This window comes from Pseudoduganella sp. jia 12 (assembly GCF_055502675.1).
In genome coordinates this window covers 60,426-80,666 of the sequence record NZ_JBUXKP010000007.1, presented here as the reverse complement: position 1 = coordinate 80,666, position 20,241 = coordinate 60,426, and the positions used below count along the sequence as shown (strand labels likewise).

The following is a 20,241-nucleotide window of genomic DNA, read 5'->3' as shown; positions in this document are numbered from 1 at the left end:
CACATGGAAAGTCGCCGAATTTGTTCTATTGTCGATAAATAAAGCGGGGTAGCATTCCTCACCGCCGCGCATCCGCCGGCCAAGTTCACATGGAGGAACGACCCCGATGCGATTTCGCGCGATCCCGCTGGCCGCGGCATGCCTGTCCATCCTTTGGCCCACCGCGGCCCATGCTGCGCAACCGGCCGCCCTGGTGAAAGTCACTGGTGGCGACATCGCCGGCGCGCAAGCCGGCGACATGAAGTCGTGGCTGGGCATTCCTTTCGCGGCACCGCCTGTCGGCAACCTTCGCTGGAGCGCGCCGCAACCTGTCGTGCCATGGCAGGGCACGCGGCAAACGCGCAGCTTTTCCGCCGCGTGCGCCCAGGCCGCGGAATGGATCACGCACCCGAAGAGCGAGGATTGCCTGTACCTGAACGTATGGGCGCCCGACCGCGCGGAGAAGCTGCCGGTCCTTGTCTGGCTGCATGGCGGCGGGTTCTACGGCGGCACGGCTGGGCAGCCCCTGTATGACGGGAGCAACCTGGCGAAACACGGCGCCGTCGTCGTCACGGTCAACTACCGGCTCGGCATCCTCGGCTTCTTCGCGCACCCGGAACTGACAGCCGAATCGCCGGACCGGGCATCCGGCAACCAGGGCATCCTCGACCAGGTCGCCGCGCTGCGCTGGGTGAAGGACAATATCGCCGCCTTTGGCGGCGACCCGCAACGCGTGACGATCATGGGCGAATCGGCGGGCGGAGAATCGGTCGCGATCCTCGTTGCATCGCCGCTGGCAAAAGGGCTGTTCCAGCGCGCCATCGCCCAGAGCGGCAACGACGGCCTGCCGATGGATGCGCGCGAGAAGCACCGCTTCGACAACCTGGCTACCGCCGAAGCGAAGGGAAAGGCGTTTGCCACAGCCGCCGGCGCGAACAACCTCGCCGGCCTGCGCGCCATGAGCGCCGAAGCGTTGCAGAAGCCGGCCTGGCTGCCGCGCACGTTCGTCGACGGCCACCTGCTGCGCGAAGACCTCACCACGACCTACCGCGGGCAGCGCCAGAACGACGTGCCGCTGCTGGTCGGCTGGAACGCCGAGGAAGGCAAGGACCTGGCACCCGAGATCCTCGGCACGGACAGGTTCACCGTCGCCAGCCATCGCGACCTGATGACGAAGCTGCTGGGCCATCCACCCCCGGCCGCCGTGCTGGCCGCCTATCCCGGCACCACCGATACGCAGGCCAGGGCATCGATCGACCGGCTGACCAACGACTGGTGGGGCTGGCGCATGGTGCATTGGGCGGGGCTGCAGGCGAAGCATGGCCGGTCGCCATCGTATGCCTACTTCTTTGCCCACCGCCCCGCGGAGCCGGCCACACCATGCGGTTATGGCTGCGGGGCAGGGCACGGGGCGGAAATCCAGTATGTGTTCGACAATTTGCACCTCGATGTGCGCGGCTGGACGGCGGCCGACCGGCAACTGGCGGCGCGGCTGGCGAAGACGTGGGTGGCGTTTGCCCGCACGGGCAAGCCGGATGTGGATGGCTTGCCGGCGTGGCCGGCGTTCGATGGAAGCAACGGCACGATATTGCGCATCGGCGGAATTGGAGACATGGCCCTGCCGGACTTTTCGCTTTTTTCGCGGCGCGAACCTTGATCCTGATGACAGAGCATCGATGGATTGCCGGTCAGCCTGCACAGGCAGCTGGCCCACAAGGATCTCGCACCCCTGTTTTCAGTGCTTTTCCGTCGCCGGCCGGCTGGCCCGGCGGCAGCGCTCCGAACAGTACTTGACTTGGTCCCAGTCGCGCTCCCACTTCTTGCGCCAGCTGAAGGGAAGCTGGCAATGGGCGCACAGCTTGGACGGGAGCTCGGATTTCTTGCGCATCTTCATGGCAGCTGTCCGCTCGCTTACCAGGGCAGTTCCGCGCCGTTGTACGACCGGAAGGAGCCGCTGTCGGCCGGCGTCAGCGTGTCGAGGACCCGCAGCATGTCGGTGGCGGCGTCCCGTGCCTGTCGCCCAATGGTCTCGCCACGAAAGGGTTGCGACAGGCGCGAGTTGACGGTGCCCGGGTGCAGTGCCACCAGCACGCTGTTCTTCTGGTTGCGGGCGACTTCGATGGCGGCTGTCCTGACGAGCATGTTGAGGGCAGCCTTGGAGGCACGATAGCTGTACCACCCGCCCAGCCGGTTGTCGCCGATGCTGCCCACCTTTGCCGACAGCAGGGCCATGATGGCGCGCTCGCCCGCCAGCAGCGGCGCGAAATGGCGCAGTACCAGCGCGGGGCCGAAGGTATTTGCCTGGAACGTTGCCTGCATCTGCAGGTAGTTCAGGTCGGCCAGCCGCTTCTCCGGCATGAATGCTTCGGTGTGCAGCAGGCCTGCCGCATTGATGATGAGGTGGTAACGCCGGCCGCCGTTGCCAAGAATCCGCGCCGCCTCGGCGACGCTGTGTTCGTCGGCGAAATCGATGGGCGGTGTCGAGTGGCGGTGCATGCCATCCACCGATGCGCAGCGTAGCGAATCCCTGAGCAGATCGACGAATGCCGTGCCGATCGTGCCCGAGGCGCCAATGACCAGGGCATGGAATTGGTCGGGAAGGCTGGTCATCATGATGTCGATGCTCCGTCGTGATCGGTTCGGGAAGACACCATTCTGCGCATCGTTGCGCGTCGACAACGCGCGCCCGAGTAGTCGCCTGGTGCCTTGGATCATATCCCGTGTCACGGCATGGGGTTGTTTCTTGATTCACCAGCCTCTTTTTGCGCCATGGGGAATTGCCTGATATGGAAACAAGGTTCACCTTGAGGGGGCTTCCATGGCAGCAAGCCTGCAATACGCGGATAGTGCGGGCAAGGTATTTGTCTCGGCCAGGTCTATCCGTTGAGCGCTGCCACCGAGCAGGCGAACCAGAAAACGGAACGCCTTCGGCATGCAAAGCTGAATCCGTTCAATCGCCCTGAGACAAGACCGTCCTACTGTCGCAACACGTACTGCGGAATCGAACTACCGAAACAAGGATTTTCAATCCTCTGCGCCAGTCACTGGGTTCGACAGCGCAAGGCGTGTGGCGGTGTCAGCGCAAGTAGCGCTTTCGCCCACATTGATGTATTGACAAAGCCGGGTAATGCCGGATACTGGGGTATCCCATCAGCAGGGCATCCCATGCAAACCTTACGAATCGGCAAGTTCATCTTGCAAGGCGGAATGGCGGTGACGCTCCTCCTGCAAGGATACGCATGGGCGGCCGGGCCCATTGACAAACAAGTGCAGGAACATGCCATGCAATCCACGCCGGCGGTCCTGGGCCTGATGGAAAAGCTTGTCAATATTGATTCGGGCACATCCAATGAAAAAGGGCTCGATCGGGTAGGCGGCCTCATTGCGGAAGAGGCGCGCAAACTCGGCATGCAGGTGGAATTCTCGGCTGCGGCAGCGCCGGCGGTAGGGAAGAATATTGTCGCCACTTTCAAAGGAACCGGCAGGGCGAAGATTCTCCTGATGACCCATATGGACACCGTGTTTGCAGACGGAACGGCCACGGCGCGTCCATTCCGCGTCCAGGGCGACCGTGCGTATGGCCCCGGCGTCATGGACGACAAGGGCGGCATTGCCATAGCGCTGCAGGCGATTCGAATTTTGCAGCAAACGAAATTCAACAACTTTGCACGCGTCACCTTGTTCGTCAACACCAATGAAGAGACTTTTTCCAAAGGCTCGCGCAGCCTGATCGAGTCGCTTGCCAGGCAGCACGATGTCGTACTGAGCATGGAGCCGGGCCGCGCCGCCGATGGGGTAGTCGTCTGGCGCAAAGGATCGGCTGACCTGGCCATCGACGTCAAAGGCAAGGCGTCCCATGCGGGCGTGGCGCCGGAAGCGGGCCGAAATGCGGCCATGGAGGCAGCCCACCAGATGTTGCAAATGGCGGCTCTCGGCGATCCTGCCAAGCAGACCACAGTGAACTTCACGGTATTCAAGGCCGGCGACCGTGCCAACGTTATCCCGGAGGCCGCCCGGGTCCAGGGCGACATGCGGGCTACCCAGGCCGACGAATTCGATCGCGTCGAGAAAGAGATGGCGCGCATCGCCGCGAAAAAGCTGATCGCCGGAACCGAGGTAACAACCAGCCTCATGCGCGGCATGGCGCCGATGCCGGTCAATCCGCGCACGGACGCGCTGGCCGCACGGGCGCAGGCGGTGTACGCGGAACTGGGCATGACCCTCCGTCTTGAAGGCTCGGGCGGTGCTGCCGACGCGAATTACTCGGCAGCACTAGGCGTGCCCACCATTGACGGCTTCGGCATCGTCGGCGGTGGCATCCACACCGATGAAGAGTACGCAGAGATCAAGAGTATTCCGCCGCGTCTCTACCTGCTGGTTCGCATGATCATGGAACTGGCCGCCAAGCCGTAGGCTGAAAAGCAAAACGCCAACCTACAGGGGTTGGCGTTCTGTTCGACACTAATCTTGGTGGCCCGGGGCGGAATCGAACCACCGACACAAGGATTTTCAATCCTCTGCTCTACCAACTGAGCTACCAGGCCAAGGCGCGCAATTATAGCAGCCCTGTTGCGCGTTTGCCTAGCCCCTTTTGCGGGCGGCGCTCATCCGTTGACCCGCCAGCCGGCATGGGTGTACTTTGGGCATTTGGCCGGGAGCCGCGATGCCCATCAATTATGCCCGCCGCCTCACGGGTCACCAGCGCGAGGCCGGTGGCAACCGCCAGCTCGGCATGGTGCTCGCGTTTGTCGCTGGTGCCGCCAATGCGGGCGGTTTCATTGCCGTGCGCCAGTACACGTCGCACATGACGGGCATCGTATCGGCAATGGCCGACGATATGGCCGTTGGCGCCTTCGACGTTGCCACCGCGGGGCTGGGCGCGCTGGTGGCATTCGTGGCCGGCGCCGCCTGCTGCGCGCTCATCGTCAACTATGGCCGGCGGCAGGCGCTGCACAGCGTGTATGCGCTGCCGCTGCTGCTCGAGGCGATGCTGCTGCTGTCGTTCGGTGTGCTGGGCACGTGGCTGGCTTCCGTGGAGGTGCTGATCGTGCCGGCCACCATCGCGCTGCTGTGCTTCATGATGGGGTTGCAGAACGCCGTGATCACGAAGCTGTCGAACGCCGAAATCCGCACCACGCACATCACCGGCGTCATGACGGATATCGGCATCGAACTGGGCAAGGCGCTGTATCCGAACCGCGATGCCCGGGCTGCCCCCGTCGTTGCCAACAGGCCGCGCCTCGGGCTGCTCGCCATGCTGGCGCTGTGCTTCTTCGTTGGCGGCATCGCGGGCGCGGCAGGATTTACACGCCTTGGCTACGCGGCCACGGTGCCGCTGGCCATGGTGCTCGTGGTACTGGCGATCGTGCCCGTGGTGGATGATCTGCGCCGGCCGCGCATGCGCTAGTTTCAACGGGTGCCGGACACGGAGCCTGCACGGCTTTTCAGCACCCGCCCGCCGGCATCGAACAGCACCAGGTACTCGGGCTTGCCGTCGGCCCGGCGGTCATCCAGGCGGGGATACAGCCATGCCTCGCGCCCATCGCGGAACGCCACCGCCGTGGCGAGGCCGAGAGCGGCACGCACCTGCTCGCGCGTGTGGCCCGGTTCGACGCCGGGCGCGTTGGGCGCACCGGCCGGCGACGGGTCGTCCATCGTTTCGAACGACAGCAGCGTGTCGTCCGGCCACGCGCGGTCCCAGATGGGCGCGTGGTAGCTGCGGTCGAGAAGCACCTGGCAATCGCAGTAGGCCAGGTCCGGCCCCTGCACGCGGCCGCCGGCGTACAGGAAGCGCAGCGGTGCCGGCGTGGCATGGCCGCGCGCGTGCAGGGTGACTGCAAATACCGGGCGGTCGGTGAAGAACAGGTAGCGGCCGTCCGGGTCTTCGCATACCTTGTCCGGATTCGCCAGCAGGTCGCCCAGCCAGGCGAACAGGTGGGCATTGTTCGAGACCAGTCCCGCCTCCATGCCGACCCGGCATTCCAGGCGCAGGTCGCCCAGGCGGCGCATGCCTTCGGGCACGCCCGGGCTGCGCACGTCCGCACGCCACGTCATGCTCGCTGTGCGGCGGTTCGCCACGAGCGCCGCGTCCTCGCGCCATGCGCGCTCGTTCCGTTCCAGCGTGAAGCCATTGTCCGCGCTCACGGGCACCGGCAGGGCCAGCGTGTCGCCCACCACCTTCATCTCGATGCCTTCCATGCGCGTTTCCGGCAGCCGGGGCAGGAGGCGGAAGCGCAGCGAGGCACCCGGCGCCAATGCCGGTGCCTCGCGCGCGAAGCGGTCCATGCCGCGCAGCATGCGGCGGTAGGATTTGTCGACCGGATCGCGCGTTGCCGTGACCGCAACGCTGGGAACCGTTGGTGCCACGGACTGAGGCGCAGGCTGCGCCGCGGATTGTGCCGCCAGCGGCGCGGCAAGCGTGCACCCCATGCCGAACAGGGCCAGGAACACCGGCCTGCATGCCAGGATGTTAATAGATCGCAACATGAAAGCCTCCCTGTCCTGAACAGCACGATGCTACGCGCGGCCAGTCCTTGTCTTCGCACGGTTGGCGTTACAATCGCGGGACAATAACGTCAGTGAAAACACGATGAGCGATAACTCAGCCCCTGGTTCGTCGCTGCCTGCCCCGGGGCCCGCATCCACGCCAGTCTCCACCAAGCCGGCCCTGCCCGATTTCCAGCAGCGCTACGAACTGCTGGTGGCCAGCATCAGCGATTATGCGATCTACATGCTGGATTCGGAAGGCTACGTCAGCAGCTGGAACGCCGGCGCCGAGCGTTTCAAGGGATACAAGGCCGGCGAAATCATGGGGGCGCATTTTTCCCGTTTCTACACCGACGAAGACCGCGCCGCCGGCCTGCCCGAGCGGGCATTGTCCGCAGCGCGCGATGACGGCCGTTTCGAAGGTGAGGGCTGGCGCGTGCGCAACGATGGCACGCGCTTCTGGGCCAACGTCGTCATCGACCCGATCCGCAATGCCGAGGGTGTCCTCGTGGGATTCGCGAAGATCACGCGCGACATCACCGACCGCCGCGCCGCCCAGGAAGCGCTGCGGCAGAGCGAGCAGCATTTCCGCCTGCTGGTGCAGGGCGTGACCGACTATGCGATCTACATGCTGTCGCCGCAGGGCGAGATCACCAACTGGAACGTGGGGGCGCAGCGCATCAAGGGGTACACCGAGGAAGAGGTGCTGGGCACCCATTTCAGCCGCTTCTTCACCGACGAGGACCGCGCCGCCGGCGTGCCGCAGCGGGCGCTGGAAACGGCCGCCCGCGAAGGCCGCTTCGAAAGCGAAGGCTGGCGCATGCGCCGCGACGGTACCCGCTTCTTTGCCCATGCCGTGCTCGATGCCATCCACGACGAAACCGGCGAGCTGATTGGCTTCGCCAAGATCACGCGCGACGTGACGGAGCAGCGTGCCACCGCCGAATCGCTCGAGCAAACACGCAATGCGCTGTTCCAGGCGCAGAAGATGGAGGCGATCGGCCAGCTCACCGGCGGTGTCGCGCACGACTTCAACAACCTGCTGGCCGTGCTGTCATCCGGTGTCGACATCATGCATGCGCAGAGCCCTGGCACCACCACCCTCCGGGTTCTGGACAGCATGCGCCGTGCGATCGACCGCGGCGCGCTGCTCACGCAGCAGCTGTTGTCGTTCGCGCGCCAGCAGCCGCTGTCCGCGGCGCTGCACCAGGCAAATGCGCTGATCGGCAGTTTCGAGCAGGTGCTGCGGCGCGCCAGCGGCCCGCAGGTATCGTTCGTGTTCGACCTGGCGCCGCGGCTGGCGAGCATCGTCGTCGACGAAGCCCGCTTCGAGGCCACGCTGCTGAACCTCGTCGTCAACGCGCGCGATGCCATGCCGGGCGGCGGGTCGCTGTCGCTGGAAACGCGCAACGTGCGGTTGCGCGACAACGAAGTGGGCACGCTGCCGGCCGGCGAGTATGTGCGCGTGACGGTGCGCGACAGCGGCACCGGCATGACGCCCGAAGTAGTGCAGCGTGCCTTCGAGCCGTTCTTCACCACGAAGCCGGTCGGCAAGGGCACAGGCCTGGGCCTGTCGCAGGTGTACGGCTTCATCACGCAATCGGGCGGCGACGTACAGATCCGCACCGAGCTCGGCAAGGGGACGGCGATCAGCCTGTACCTGCCCGCGCACGAGAACGCCGACCAGTCCGATGCCGACTTGCAGGAGCATGCCGAGCGCGTGTTGATCGTGGAAGACGACCAGCTGGTGATGGCCGTGGCCTGCGACCTGTTCGAGACGATGGGCTACCAGGTGCAGACCGCGCCGGATGGCGTGGCCGCGCTGCGCCTGCTGGAACAGCATGGCTCGGAGGCGGGCGTGGACGTGCTGTTCACCGACCTGATGATGCCGAACGGGGTCACGGGGCTGCAACTGGCTCGCGTGGTGCGCGAGCGCTGGCCGCACGTGAAGATCATCATCGCTTCCGGCTATCCGCAACAGGCACTGCAGGGTGAACCGGCCGACCTGTCCGAGTTCGATTTCGTCGGCAAGCCCTACCGGCTGGCCGACCTGGCGCGGCACCTGCGCGCGCCGGGTTGATCGAGAAGAATGCCGAAAACGCCGTGAAAAAAACGGCCCCGTCGAACGGGGCCGTTTTACATGGCACTGCACCCCGTGGGGTGCATCGGCTTGTTGCCCGAACCTCGGTCAAATGGCGCCGTAATGTGCCTCCTGGGCGGCACCCACGTGCGTGTCGCCCTGGCGCCGCACTTCTTCCACCGCCTTCAGGTAGCGTGCCAGCGCATCGTCGAGCGTTGGCATCAGCTTGCCCCGTTCGCTGCCCAGCGCAGAGTAGCGCGGCTGCGGCGCCTGGCCTTCCAGCGCGGTGGCCGGCTGTGCATCGACCAGCGATTCCGGCAGCCCCGCCAGTGTGCACACACGGCGCGCCAGGTCGGCCCACGACACCGCCTCGCCGTTCGACAGGTGCCAGATACCGCACTCATGGTCGATCAGCAGGTCCAGGCAGGTCTGCACCAGGTCGGGCACGTAGGTGGGCGACACCACCAGGTCGCTGGCGGCCGTGAAGGTGCGGCCTTCCTGTAGCGCCTGCAGTGCCAGCGTGACGAAGTTGTGGCGGTCCCACGGGCCGAAGAACGCGCTGGTGCGCACCATCAGCACGTGCGGGTTCACGGCCAGCACGCGGCGTTCCGCTTCGGCCTTGCTCTGGCCATACACGTTCAGCGGCGCGACCGGATCGCTTTCCACATAGGCGCCGCCCTTGGAGCCGTCGAACACCAGGTCGCTGGAGAAGCTCAGCAGCCGGATATCGTGGCGCCCGCAGGCATTGGCCAGCACCACCGGCCCGTGCGCATTCTCGCGCAGGCAGCGGTCCGATTCCTGCTCGGCATCGTGCACCCGCACGTAGCCGCCGGCATTGATGATCGCCCATGGCCGGTGCTTGCGGATTGCCGCTTCCACCGAGGCGGGGTCGGCGATATCCATTTCCTGCCGCGTCAGCACCTTGAACGCCAGGTTGCGCTCCTCGCAGATGCGGGCGAACGCGCTGCCCAGCGTGCCGGTGGCACCGCTGATGAGGATCGGCTGCACCGGACGGTTCACGCCGTTGCGTTCGGCCGGCAGCGCCGCCACGGTGGCGCTGGTGGCCACCGGCGGGCACAGAAAGCGGCCCGGCCGGCGCCACCAGCCCAGCCCCTGCAGCACCGGCGCCGACGGCGTGCGGCCGCTCGCCAGTTCACGCATCAGCCGTGCCAGCGCCGTGGGGCGCGGTTCCGGCGAGCGCAGGTCGTAGGCGCCGTTCTCGTAATAGCCGCGGCACTCCGTGACCAGGCAATTCCAGTCGTAGGAGCCGAGCAGCGACCAGACGGTAACGGCGCGCATGTCCGCGCCCTTGCGGCGCACGTCATGCGCGGCGTTCCACACCTCGTACAGCCAGCGCAGTTGATCTTCCCGATTGGCATCGATATGCGCTTCGGTCACGGCCATCGGCAGGCCATAGCGCTCCCATGTTTCTTCCAGCAGCGGGCCGATGCCCGGGGTGGGCGTGGCGAGCGCACGGGCCGTTTCGATGTCGGCGAAACCATGCGGGCCCACGTACTGGGCCGGGTAGCGGTCGCCCCGGTGGTCGAGCCAGCGCTCGCTGGTGATGTAGTAGTTCAGGCCCATCACATCCGGCGGGCAGGGGTTGTCGCGGAACCACAGCACGTCCTCGGCGGGGATGCCGCTTTTGAGGAAGTAGTTGAACAGCGCGTGCTCTTCATCGACCATGCCGCACAACAGGTCCCACGCCAGCCAGCGCCGCTCGTTGTAGAAGTCGGCCCATTCGGCCATCTCGGGCGTGCTGTAGGTCTTGCCCAGGTCGTCCGTCTGCACCAGCTTGGCGTTCGGGTTGACCTCGCGGATCGCCCGCATCGACAGCACCACGCCCTTGCACTGGTTGATCAGCGCCTGCAGGAACGTGAGGTCGTCGCGGCCGTGCGGGTACCACACGCCGTACAGGCCGGCAAAGCGCGCCGTGGTGCAGGGTTCGTTGACGGGGGTGTAGTACTCGACCCAGGGAAAGCGGCGTGCCACCGCGCCGGCGAATTCGGCCAGCCTGGGGCCGAATTCGGGATCGACGAGGCTGGTGTCGCGAGGGCCGCTACCGTGGTGCACGAGGCCCACGATGGGGTTCACGCCCAGGTCGCGCAGCGCCGGCAGGCGCTCGTCGGCCCATGTCCAGTCGGCCTGCTCGATGCCGTCGGGAGCGGTCAGCTCCCACAGCACGGGATAGCGGATGGCCGTGATGCCCAGCGCCGCAAAGCGGTCCAGGTCGCTGATCCGCTGGCCGTGCCCGTTCTGATCCATCTGGCTGAAATATTGATCGCGCACGCGGTTGACCGTTCCTTCCAGTCCGCCCCAAAGCTCGATCGCCCGTGTTTGGATTGCGTCATCTTTTTTCATATGGTTGGTGAGCTAGTCGAACGAGCGACAAAGTATGGCGAAAAAATCCAAACGCTGTCGCCGTATTGCCGGGCGTCATTGAACAGGTTGCAGAGCCAATGCCGAGCCTTTCCGGTGCCCTCGTGTGCGCGCTCGCACAGGGTGCTTCGGTACACTCTCGCGAGCGAAAAGGAGAGTACATGCGTTACGTTTGGTGGGGCAATCCGATCCAGGAGTGGGCAACGGCGCTGGCCGTGGCGTTTGCCGCGGCGGTAGTGATGATCCTCGTACGGACATTCCTCATCCACCGGCTCGAGGCCGTGGCCGAGCGCACCGAAACGCGGGTCGACGACTGGTTCCTGCGCATGCTGCGCAATACCTACAGCCTGTCCATCGTGATCCTGGCCCTGTACCTGGGGTCGCTGATGCTGGAATTCTCGAAGAAATACGAAGTCTCGCTATGGCGCGTTACCGTCACGGCACTGCTGCTGCAGGTCGCGATCTGGGCCGACACCGGCGTGCGCGTCTGGCGGCGGCGCTACCGGCAGGCCGCCATCGGCGGTGCCGACAGCACGGCCGGTGTGGCATCGACCGCGATCATCGACTTCATCCTGCGCCTGTTCGTGTGGGTCGTGTTCATGCTGATGATCCTGGATAACCTGGGCTTCAACATCACGACCCTGGTGGCCAGCCTGGGTATCGGCGGCATCGCGGTGGCGCTGGCGGTGCAGAACATCCTCGGCGACCTGCTGGCCTCGCTGTCGATCGTGCTGGACAAACCTTTCGTGGTGGGCGACTTCATCATCGTCGGCGAATACCTGGGTACCGTCGAATACATCGGCCTGAAGACGACGCGGCTGCGCGGCCTCGGTGGCGACCAGGTCATCTTCGCCAACGGCGACATGCTCAAGTCGCGCATCGCCAACCAGACCCGCATGTTCTCGCGGCGTGTCGCCTTCATGATCCGGGTGCGCTACGGCACGCCGCCGGAGCAGTTGGCCGCCATCCCGGCGATGATCAAGGAGATTATCGAACGGCAGGAGGAAACTGCGTCGTTCGAACGGGCGCACTTGCGCAACCTGAGCCAGTGGGCAGTGGAATTCGAGGTGGTGTACTGGATCAAGACCGCGGATTATTTCGTGTTCATGGATACCAACCAGGCCGTGCTGCTCGACGTGTTGCGCGGGCTGGCGGAGCAGGGTATCGACATTGCCTTCCCCACCCAGCTCAATGTGCGGCCCACGGACGTTTACAGCGCACAGGAAGCTGCCCTAAACTGGCCTGTTTCCGGGAAAGGAGCAGGCGCATGAAGAAACTGGTGGCGGGGGGATTCGCGATGATGATCGCCGGCGGCGCGCTGGCCGCCTCGGTGCAGGACGTGGCGGAGCGTTATCGCAAGCTGGTGCTGGCCGTGGGCCAGCATGATGCGAGCTATGTCGACGCGTATTACGGCCCGCCGGCCCTGCAGGCGCAGGCGGCAAAGGACAAGCGCAGCCTGGCCGCGATCCGCAGGGATGCCGCGGGCGCGCTGGGCGACCTGGCCGGCAAGCGCGGTGCCAATCCGGACGAGGTGCTGCGCATCGCCTTCCTGCGCAAGCAATTGAAGGCATTGGGTGCCCGCGTGGACATGCTGGATGGTAAAAAATTCGGCTTCGACGAGGAAACGGCTTTGCTGTACGACGCCGTCACGCCGCACCATGACCGTGCTTACTACGAGGCGCTGCTGAAGAAAATCGATGCGCTGGTGCCGGGCGAAGGCCCGCTGCCGCAGCGCGTGCAGGCGTTCCGCGCCCGCTTCGCCATCCCGAAGGACAAGCTCAAACCCGTCTTCGACGCGGCGATCGCCGCCTGCCGCGAACGCACGGCGCCGCACCTGGCGCTGCCGCCAGACGAAAGCTTCGTGATGGAGTTCGTGACCGGCAAGCCGTGGTCCGGCTACAACTGGTACAAGGGCGACGCGCACAGCCTCATCCAGATCAATACCGAATTCCCCATCTACATCGAGCGCGCCGTGGACCTGGGCTGCCACGAGGGCTATCCCGGCCACCACGTCTACAACGCGCTGCTGGAACAGCACCTGGTCAAGGACCGCAACTGGGTCGAGTTCAGCGTCTACCCGCTGTATTCGCCCATGTCGCTGATCGCCGAGGGCAGCGCCAACTACGGCATCGAGATGGCTTTCCCGGACGAGGAGCGGCTGGCCTTCGAGCGCGACGTGCTGTATCCGCTCGCCGGTATCGATACTGCCCTGGCGGGGCAGTACGCCGCGCTGCAAAAGCTGCTGGCGCAGCTGTCCTATGCCGACAACGACAATGCGATGCACTACCTGGAAGGGCGCTTCACGCGCGAGCAGGCCGTCGAATGGCTCGTCAACGTGGCGCTGTACCCGCCCGAAAAGGCCGGCCAGCGCGTGCAGTTCTACGACGCGCTGCGCGGCTACGTGATCAACTACAACCTGGGCAAGGACCTGGTGAAGGCGTGGGTCGAAAAGCAGGTCACATCCACCGACCCGCAGCAGGCGCGGGCACAGCGGTGGGCCGCGTTCAAGCAGCTGCTGTCATCCCCGCGGCTGGCCAGCGACCTGCGGTAAAAGTTGCTTGAAAAATGGGGACGTACCCCATTTTTCAGGAAATATTGCTCAAAACCCGGGACGGACCCTGTTTTTAAGGAAATTTCCTTAAAAACAGGGTCCGTCCCCTATTTTTTACATCGCTGATTTTCAGCCGCCGGCAGCAGCAAGGGCGATGCTCTGGGCGCTGGCGGGGTCGAAGTCCCGCAGCGCATCGACCAGCTCGGCCACCGAGGTGCCGGTGGCGAACAGCATCACGTCGCCCGGCTGGCAGCGGGTGAGGGCGAGGCGCAGGGCGGCGCCGGAATCGAGTTCCAGGTGCACGCGGGTGGAAGCGCGGATCGCGCCGGCGGCCATCAGCGCCGCGCGCTCGCCCGGCCGGCGGCCGCGGTGTTCGGAGGGCGATTCGTAGACGATCACTTCGTCGAATGCGCCACCGCAGGTTTCGCCCACCAGCGCCAGGTCGTCGTCGCGGCGGTCGCCCGGCGCGGTGATCACGGCCACCGTGCGCCGCGTGCTCATGCTGCGCGCGGTCTGCCCCAGTGCCGCGTAGGCGGCCGGGTTGTGCGCGTAGTCGACCACCACCTTCACGCCGCGCACGTCATAGACATTGGTGCGCAGCGGATTGCCCACGTTGTCGGACACGAACGATGCCAGGCCGTCGGCGATCTGCCCGATCTCCAGGCCGGCGGCCAGCATCGCGGCACCGGCCGCCAGTGCGTTGGCGATGTTGTGGCGCGCGCAGCCGTCCAGCGCGGACGGCATCTCCTCGGCCCACAGGATACGGTGGCGGCGCGTGCCGTCGGCCAGGATCAGCGCGCCGTCCTGCAGGTAGGCGGCGCGGCCGCCGCTCTCCAGGTGGCGCAGCAGCACGGCGTTCTCGGGATCGCAGCTGAAGTACAGCCGCTCCACATGCTCTTCCAGCTCGCCCGCCATGGCCACGCAATACGTATCCTGGGCATTGAGCACCACGGCGCGCGACGCGGACTTCGCCACCACCGCCTTCACGCGGGCCAGGTCGTCCAGCGTGTTCACGCCGTCCAGCCCCAGGTGATCGTGCGACACGTTCAGCACCACCGCCACGTCGCAGCGGTCGAACGCCAGGCCGCGCTTCAGGATGCCGCCGCGCGCCGTTTCCAGCACGGCGAAGTCCACGTTCGGATCGGTCAGCACGCTGCGCGCCGACCAGTAGCCGGCGCAGTCGCCCTTGCGGATGCACGTGCCGTCGATGAACACGCCCTCGGTGGTGGTACAGCCGGTGCGCACGCCGGCCTGGCGGATACTGTGCTCGAGCATCAGCGTGGTCGTCGTCTTGCCGTTCGTGCCCGTCACGGCAATCACGGGAATGCGGCCGTCGCCCTTGCCGAACATGCCGTCGACGATCGCCTCGCCCGCGTTGCGCGGCGTGCCGGCGCTCGGGTACTGGTGCATGCGGATGCCGGGCGCGGCATTGACTTCGATGATCGCGCCGCCCTGTGCTTCGAGCGGCTGGGCGATGTCGGCGCAGACGATATCCAGCCCCGCCACATCGAGCCCGATTTTCTGCGCGGCGCGCACGCACAGCGCGCGGGTTTCCGGCGGCAGCAGGTCCGTCACGTCCTCGGCGGTGCCGCCGGTGGACAGGTTGGCGTTGCCGCGCAACTGCACCGGTATGCCGGCGCCCGGCACGCTGTCGAACGCGAGGCCTTGCTCGGCCAGCAGCGTTTCGGCATGGCCGTCGAGCGGGATCTTCGTCAGGATATTGGTGTGGCCTTCGCCGCGCGCCGGGTTCAGGTTTTCCCGTTCCACGAGTTGGCGCACGGTCGACGTGCCGTCGCCGGTAACGGCCGGCGGGCGGCGCAGCGCGGCGGCGGCCACGCGGCCGTCGGCTACCAGCACGCGGTAGTCATGGCCGGTCACGTAGCGCTCCACGATCACGCGGCGGCCGTGTTCGCGCGCCCGCTGGAATGCCACCGCCAGTTCTTCCGGCGTGGTGCAGCGGGTCGTCACGCCGCGGCCGTGGTTGCCGTCCAGCGGCTTCACGGTCACCGTGCAGCCGAGCCGGCGCGCGGCGCGCTGCGCCTGCTCCAGCGTGCGCACCGTCACGCCTTCCGGCACCGGCACGCCCGCTTCCTGCAGCAGCGCTTTGGTCAATTGCTTGTCGCTGGCGATGCCAACGGCGATATGGCCCGTATCGGCCGTGATCGTGGCCTGCAGCCGTTTCTGGCGCGCGCCCCAGCCCAGCAGGAACAGGTTGGCTTCCTCGGTCAGCCGCAGCACGGGAATGCCGCGCGCCTTCGCCGCCTTGACGATGGCGCCGGTGCTGGTGCCGATCGCATGGTCTTCCGCCGTTTCGCGCAGTGCCGCCAGGGTGTCGGCCAGCACGTACGCTTCGCCGCGCGCCAGCGCCGTCACCAGTGCAACGGCGGCGTCGAAAGCCTCGCCTACCACCTGTTCCAGTTCATAGGCGCAGACCACGCGGTAGATACCGCTATCCAAGTCGTCTGCCTTGTGCGTGCGGCCCGTATTGACGGTGGTGCCGGCCAGGCATTGCAGGGCCAGCGTCACGTGTTCCACCACGTGGGCCAGGTTCGTGCCCGATTGCAGCGTCTGCACGAAGCCGGCGTACTTGCCGACCGAGCAGCGGTGGTCGTACAGCGACGGCAGCAGTTCGAGCAGCCGGTCGTTGAAACCCGGCAGCGCATCGGTGCGGGCATCCTTCAGGTCGCCGGTATCGAGCACCGTCAGCAGGCATGGGTGGTGCGAATACAGGTTACGGCCGCGCAGCAGCCTTTGCTCGATGATGTTCATGACAACGGGTTCCTCTTGGTGAGATTGCTGATGAATTCTTGTATGGGCACGGGCGCCTCGCGCCCGATGTGCTTCAGCCGCGCCGAAGGTTTCGCGCCGGGCAGCAGGTAGCCGGAGCCGGCGGGCAGCACGTGCAGCTGTACGCCGATCAGTTCGGCCTGCTCGCCATCGCCGATGTCGGCGGCGTTGGTGATCATGGTGCGGCCATCGACGAGCGTGACACCGCCATCGCCGATCACTTCGACGCCCACGCCGCGTTCCACGACCAGCGCCGTGTCTTCGTCGATGCCCAGGCCGTACAGGTAGGGATTTTGCGCAATGAGGCTGAGCAGCCGGTTGATCCGGTGGCGCTGCGAAAAATGCTGGTCGATCACGATGTGCTGCACGAAGCCGAGCCCCGCACCCAGCGTGGCGGCGCCTTTTTCGGGCGCGTATTCGGCGCGACCGGAAGCAAGCATGTGGCCGGCCATGGCCGACGCGCCGGCACTGGTGCCTGCCACGCAGGCGCAGCGGCGCTTCAGCGCCTCGTGCAGCGCATGATCGACGGCGGTGCCGCCGATGGTGGCCATCAGGCGTTTCTGGTCGCCGCCGGTGATCAGGATCCCATCCGCGTGGGCGACGCGCTCCGCCACTGCGGGATCGTTCGCCTGTTCGCGGGTGGCCGTGTGCACGGTATCGCAGCGGGTCACGTCCAGCCGCGCCAGGGCTTCCCGGTAGGGGCGGGCCATCTCTTCCGGTTCCTCGCTGGCGCTGGTGAGCAGCACCACGCGTGGGTCGGGATGGCCCGGGCCGCCGGCGAGTTCGACGAAGCGGGCCAGTATCCGTTCCCGCCACTGGCGCTGCTCGTCGCCACCGATGATCAGCAGGCACCCGTCCTCTTCGGCAGGGAAAGTCATGGTCGTTCCTTGGTATGCCGGCTGTGCTGCCGCACCGCGGCAGTGCACCGGTGCGGGATGCGCCGCGCTGGTGCGGTCATGTTAAGTATTGGTGCAAGTATCGGTGGGCGACGGGGTGGTGGAACAGTGGTGTTCAACCCGTCGATTTGTAAGATTTGGATGACGCGGAAGTTACATACGTGTGACATTGCTAATTGTCGTGCGCAATAAACGCTTTCGCGTCGGCAATGAGAGAAAGGGGATGGCGATCCAGGTGAGATATTCGGGCGAGAGGTTGCCCCAGGTAATTGAATGCATGCACGCTTCCAACTAGAATAGTTGCAAGGTGCTTATATAAATTGAATAAATATAATAATTGGGAAAGCAATGTCCATTACCGCCGCGCGCGCCTTTCGCCAGCATGTCAACCGCATGAGTACCCTGCAGGCCGAAGTGGCGCCCTGCATCGGGGAGGGATTCATCGATTACGAGGAAATTGCGCGGCTCGGCAGCCGCAGCGGTTTCGATTTCACGGCGGGTGAGGCCAGGCAGGCATTCTCGGCGCCCGGCGAACTGTCCGATTTCGAAAAGGCGGTAGCCGCCAGTGCCTTGCTGGTCTGTGCGTGGAGAAAGGCAGCGCACCGCTGAAGCGCGGCGTGCGCGTCCGGTCAGGCGGCCTTGGCGCTGTGGGCCTGCCGGTCTTGCAGCAGTGCCAGCATGTCGGGCAGCGGCATCGGGCGGGCGAACAGGTAGCCCTGCATGCCGGGGCCACCGTGCGCGACCAGGAATTCGGCCTGGTCGGGCGTTTCCACGCCCTCGGCCACCACGCGCAGGCCCAGGTGCGCCGCCATCGCCAGGATCGATTGCACGATCGCGGTGCCGTTCACGTCGTCCGGCGTATCGTGGATGAAGCTGCGGTCGATCTTCAGTTCATACAGCGGCATGCGCTTCAGGTAGGCGAGGTTCGAATAGCCGGTGCCGAAGTCGTCGATCGAGAAGCGGATGCCCAGCTGCGCCAGTTCGTGCATGCGGGCGATCGTGTCGTCCAGGTTTTCGATCAGCATCCCTTCGGTGACTTCGAAGATCAGCTGCGAGGCCGGTGCGCCCGTTTCCAGCAGGATGGCGCGCACCTGCGCCACGAAATCGGGCTCGCGCAGCTGCGATGGGCTCACGTTCACCGACAACGGCAGCGCATGCCCGGCGGCGGAAAGGCGCAGCCACGCCAGGCAGGCCTGGCGCAGTGCCCAGTAGCCGAGCTTGACGATCAGGCCGCTGGCTTCGGCGGCCGGAATGAACACGTCCGGCGGCACCGACGTGCCGTCCGCGCGGCGCCAGCGCATCAGCAGTTCGGCGCCGACAGGCCGCTCGTCGCGGTCGACCTGCAACTGCACGTGCATCTGCAGTTCGCCGTTGGCCAGCGCCTGGCCGAGATCGCGCTCGATCATCAGGCGGCGTTCCACTTCGGCGCGCATCGTATCCTCGAACAGCGCCACGCCGTCGCGGCCGCCGGCCTTGGCGCGGTACATGGCGATGTCCGCCTCGCGCAGCAGGTCGTCGACGGTCTGGCCGGCGCGCGGCAGCAGCGTGACGCCGATGCTGGCCGTCGACTGGTAGGACTGGCCGCCGATCTCGAACGGCTGCGCCAGCGCCTCGCGGATGCGGGCGGCCATGGCCAGCGCGCCGCATGCGGCATCGCCACTGTTCGTGCCCAGGCCGGAGAGCAGCATCACGAACTCGTCGCCGCCCAGCCGGGCCACGGTGTCGGCCGGTCCGGCCAGCTGCGACAGGCGCTGCGCGGCGCCACGCAGCAGCCGGTCGCCAGTGGCGTGGCCGCGCGCATCGTTGACGTTCTTGAAGTTATCGAGGTCGATGAACATCACGGCCGCGTGCGGTGCGGCGGGGCCGGCGTCCAGCAGCCCTTGCAGGCGGTCCATCAGCAGGCGGCGGTTCGGCAGGCCGGTCAGCACGTCGTAGAACGCCAGCCGGTGGATCGCATCGGCCGACTTGCGGCGCTCCGTCACGTCGCGCCCGACCAGCACCCAGTGCGTGTTGACGCCTTCCTCGTCGGCGAACGGCACCATCTCCATCTCGACCCAGTAGGGTTCGCCGCCGCGCGTGTAGTTCACCAGCTCCACCGTGACCGCTTCGAGCTTGCGCATTGCCTGGACCACCCGCGCCACCTCTTCCTGGTCGGTTTCGGGGCCGTGCAGCATGCGCATGCTTTGCCCCAGCATCTGTTCGCGGGTGTAGCCGCTGCGCCGCAGCAGCGCATCGTTGACGAACACGATCGGCTGCTCCACGTTCGGCAGCGGATTGGCCTTGGCGATCATGACCATGTCGTTCAGGCGGGCCACCGCGGTGGACGTCAGCCGCAGTTCGGCGTTCACCGCCTGCAGCAGGCTGCGGCCTTCTTCCAGCGATCCGGTGAACGTGCGCAGGTCCGCCAGCGAGCGTGACAGCCGTTGCAGCAGCACGCTGCACGTCAGCGTCAGCAGCAGGCCGATGCACAGGTAGTTCAGCAGGATGACCAGCGTGGCGACCGGCGACTGGCCTGGTATGTCCGATACATACAGGTGCGCGTGCCCGGTCAGTGCCAGCGCGCCGACCGTGGCGCCGGACAGGACCAGCGCCACCAGCGCGGGGCCGGAGCCGAGCAGCACCGCGGCCAGTATCGGCGGCGCCAGCAGGTAGACCTGGCTGATCGGCCCTACGGTGAGCATCATCGCCACGCCGACGAGATAGAGGATCGCCAGGAAGTGGTACACGCGGACGCGGTACGACACGCTGCGCGCGCGCCACAGCGCCAGCAGCCAGGCCAGCGCGACGGTATCGACGACCACGATATTCCAGCGGCCGTGGTAGGCGGTGATGGCGATGCTCGGCAACGCCACGATCACGCCCAGTACGGCAACGATCGAAATCAGCAGCGTGAAGATCTGGAGGCGCCAGTGCGCGATGTCATTGAATGCCACGATACAGCCATGATGAGTTTCCTAGAGGAAATAGCATAGCGTGTGGTGCCGGGCAAGTCATCCATTAATTGACAGTGACAGGAACCAGATATCAACATTGTTGTGAGTTGCTCACAAAAGTGGCAAGGATGAAAACAGTTCGCGCCAGTT

14 protein-coding genes and 1 tRNA gene are annotated in these 20,241 nt (G+C 66.0%); 7 read left to right on the top strand and 8 right to left on the bottom strand.

Going from position 1 to position 20,241, the window contains the following annotated elements; translation table 11 throughout:
• The first annotated feature begins 106 nt into the window (after positions 1–106).
• Positions 107–1,636: a carboxylesterase/lipase family protein gene (locus tag ACY65G_RS16705; protein ID WP_464998449.1), complete on the top strand. Its 1,530-nt coding sequence runs from the start codon at positions 107–109 to the stop codon at positions 1,634–1,636.
• A 78-nt stretch (positions 1,637–1,714) separates the two neighbouring features.
• On the opposite strand, the gene ACY65G_RS16700 is transcribed toward ACY65G_RS16705, so the two are convergent.
• Both ACY65G_RS16700 and ACY65G_RS16695 read right to left on the bottom strand, forming a co-directional pair.
• Positions 1,715–1,873, bottom strand: a complete 159-nt coding sequence (locus ACY65G_RS16700; RefSeq protein WP_464998448.1) for a DUF2256 domain-containing protein — start codon at positions 1,871–1,873, stop codon at positions 1,715–1,717.
• A gap of 17 nt (positions 1,874–1,890) precedes the next feature.
• The gene (locus ACY65G_RS16695) at positions 1,891–2,589 is read right to left on the bottom strand and encodes an SDR family oxidoreductase (RefSeq protein ID WP_464998707.1); all 699 of its coding nucleotides are present in this window, start codon (positions 2,587–2,589) and stop codon (positions 1,891–1,893) included.
• A gap of 555 nt (positions 2,590–3,144) precedes the next feature.
• On the opposite strand from ACY65G_RS16695, the gene ACY65G_RS16690 reads away from it, so the two are divergent.
• On the top strand, positions 3,145–4,392 hold the full coding sequence (locus ACY65G_RS16690) for a glutamate carboxypeptidase (RefSeq protein ID WP_464998447.1): 1,248 nt from the start codon (positions 3,145–3,147) through the stop codon (positions 4,390–4,392).
• Positions 4,393–4,447: 55 nt separating this feature from the next.
• Here the strand turns inward: ACY65G_RS16690 and ACY65G_RS16685 are convergent.
• Positions 4,448–4,523: transfer RNA gene (locus ACY65G_RS16685), tRNA-Phe, on the bottom strand.
• Positions 4,524–4,642: 119 nt separating this feature from the next.
• On the opposite strand from ACY65G_RS16685, the gene ACY65G_RS16680 reads away from it, so the two are divergent.
• Positions 4,643–5,386, top strand: a complete 744-nt coding sequence (locus ACY65G_RS16680; RefSeq protein ID WP_464998446.1) for a YoaK family protein — start codon at positions 4,643–4,645, stop codon at positions 5,384–5,386.
• 2 nt (positions 5,387–5,388) lie between these two features.
• Here ACY65G_RS16680 and ACY65G_RS16675 read toward each other — a convergent pair whose 3' ends face one another.
• Positions 5,389–6,465: a hypothetical protein gene (locus tag ACY65G_RS16675; protein ID WP_464998445.1), complete on the bottom strand. Its 1,077-nt coding sequence runs from the start codon at positions 6,463–6,465 to the stop codon at positions 5,389–5,391.
• Positions 6,466–6,568: 103 nt separating this feature from the next.
• Here ACY65G_RS16675 and ACY65G_RS16670 point away from each other — a divergent pair, with 103 nt between their 5' ends.
• Entirely contained in the window at positions 6,569–8,545 is a 1,977-nt protein-coding gene (locus ACY65G_RS16670) for a hybrid sensor histidine kinase/response regulator (protein ID WP_464998444.1), read from the top strand.
• A gap of 108 nt (positions 8,546–8,653) precedes the next feature.
• Here ACY65G_RS16670 and ACY65G_RS16665 read toward each other — a convergent pair whose 3' ends face one another.
• The gene (locus ACY65G_RS16665; protein ID WP_464998443.1) at positions 8,654–10,906 is read right to left on the bottom strand and encodes a sugar nucleotide-binding protein; all 2,253 of its coding nucleotides are present in this window, start codon (positions 10,904–10,906) and stop codon (positions 8,654–8,656) included.
• Positions 10,907–11,085: 179 nt separating this feature from the next.
• Between ACY65G_RS16665 and ACY65G_RS16660 the strand changes: the two genes are divergently transcribed.
• Positions 11,086–12,195 carry a mechanosensitive ion channel family protein gene (locus ACY65G_RS16660; RefSeq protein ID WP_464998442.1) on the top strand — a complete coding sequence of 370 codons (1,110 nt, stop codon included), beginning with the start codon at positions 11,086–11,088 and terminating at the stop codon, positions 12,193–12,195.
• Complete coding sequence (locus ACY65G_RS16655; protein ID WP_464998441.1) at positions 12,192–13,475, top strand: hypothetical protein; 1,284 nt, start codon at positions 12,192–12,194, stop codon at positions 13,473–13,475. Before ACY65G_RS16660 ends, ACY65G_RS16655 begins: the two co-directional genes overlap by 4 nt.
• Positions 13,476–13,604: 129 nt before the next feature.
• Here the strand turns inward: ACY65G_RS16655 and cphA are convergent, their stop codons facing one another.
• On the bottom strand, positions 13,605–16,244 hold the full coding sequence (gene cphA, locus ACY65G_RS16650; RefSeq protein ID WP_464998440.1) for a cyanophycin synthetase: 2,640 nt from the start codon (positions 16,242–16,244) through the stop codon (positions 13,605–13,607).
• Positions 16,241–17,140: a cyanophycinase gene (locus ACY65G_RS16645; RefSeq protein WP_464998439.1), complete on the bottom strand. Its 900-nt coding sequence runs from the start codon at positions 17,138–17,140 to the stop codon at positions 16,241–16,243. The genes cphA and ACY65G_RS16645 overlap by 4 nt, the downstream gene beginning before the upstream one ends.
• A 366-nt stretch (positions 17,141–17,506) precedes the next feature.
• Here ACY65G_RS16645 and ACY65G_RS16640 point away from each other — a divergent pair, with 366 nt between their 5' ends.
• Positions 17,507–17,767 (top strand): hypothetical protein, encoded by a 261-nt coding sequence (locus ACY65G_RS16640; protein ID WP_464998438.1) that lies wholly within the window; start codon positions 17,507–17,509, stop codon positions 17,765–17,767.
• 20 nt (positions 17,768–17,787) lie between these two features.
• Here ACY65G_RS16640 and ACY65G_RS16635 read toward each other — a convergent pair whose 3' ends face one another.
• Positions 17,788–20,091 carry a putative bifunctional diguanylate cyclase/phosphodiesterase gene (locus tag ACY65G_RS16635; RefSeq protein ID WP_464998437.1) on the bottom strand — a complete coding sequence of 768 codons (2,304 nt, stop codon included), beginning with the start codon at positions 20,089–20,091 and terminating at the stop codon, positions 17,788–17,790.
• Positions 20,092–20,241 lie beyond the last annotated feature (150 nt).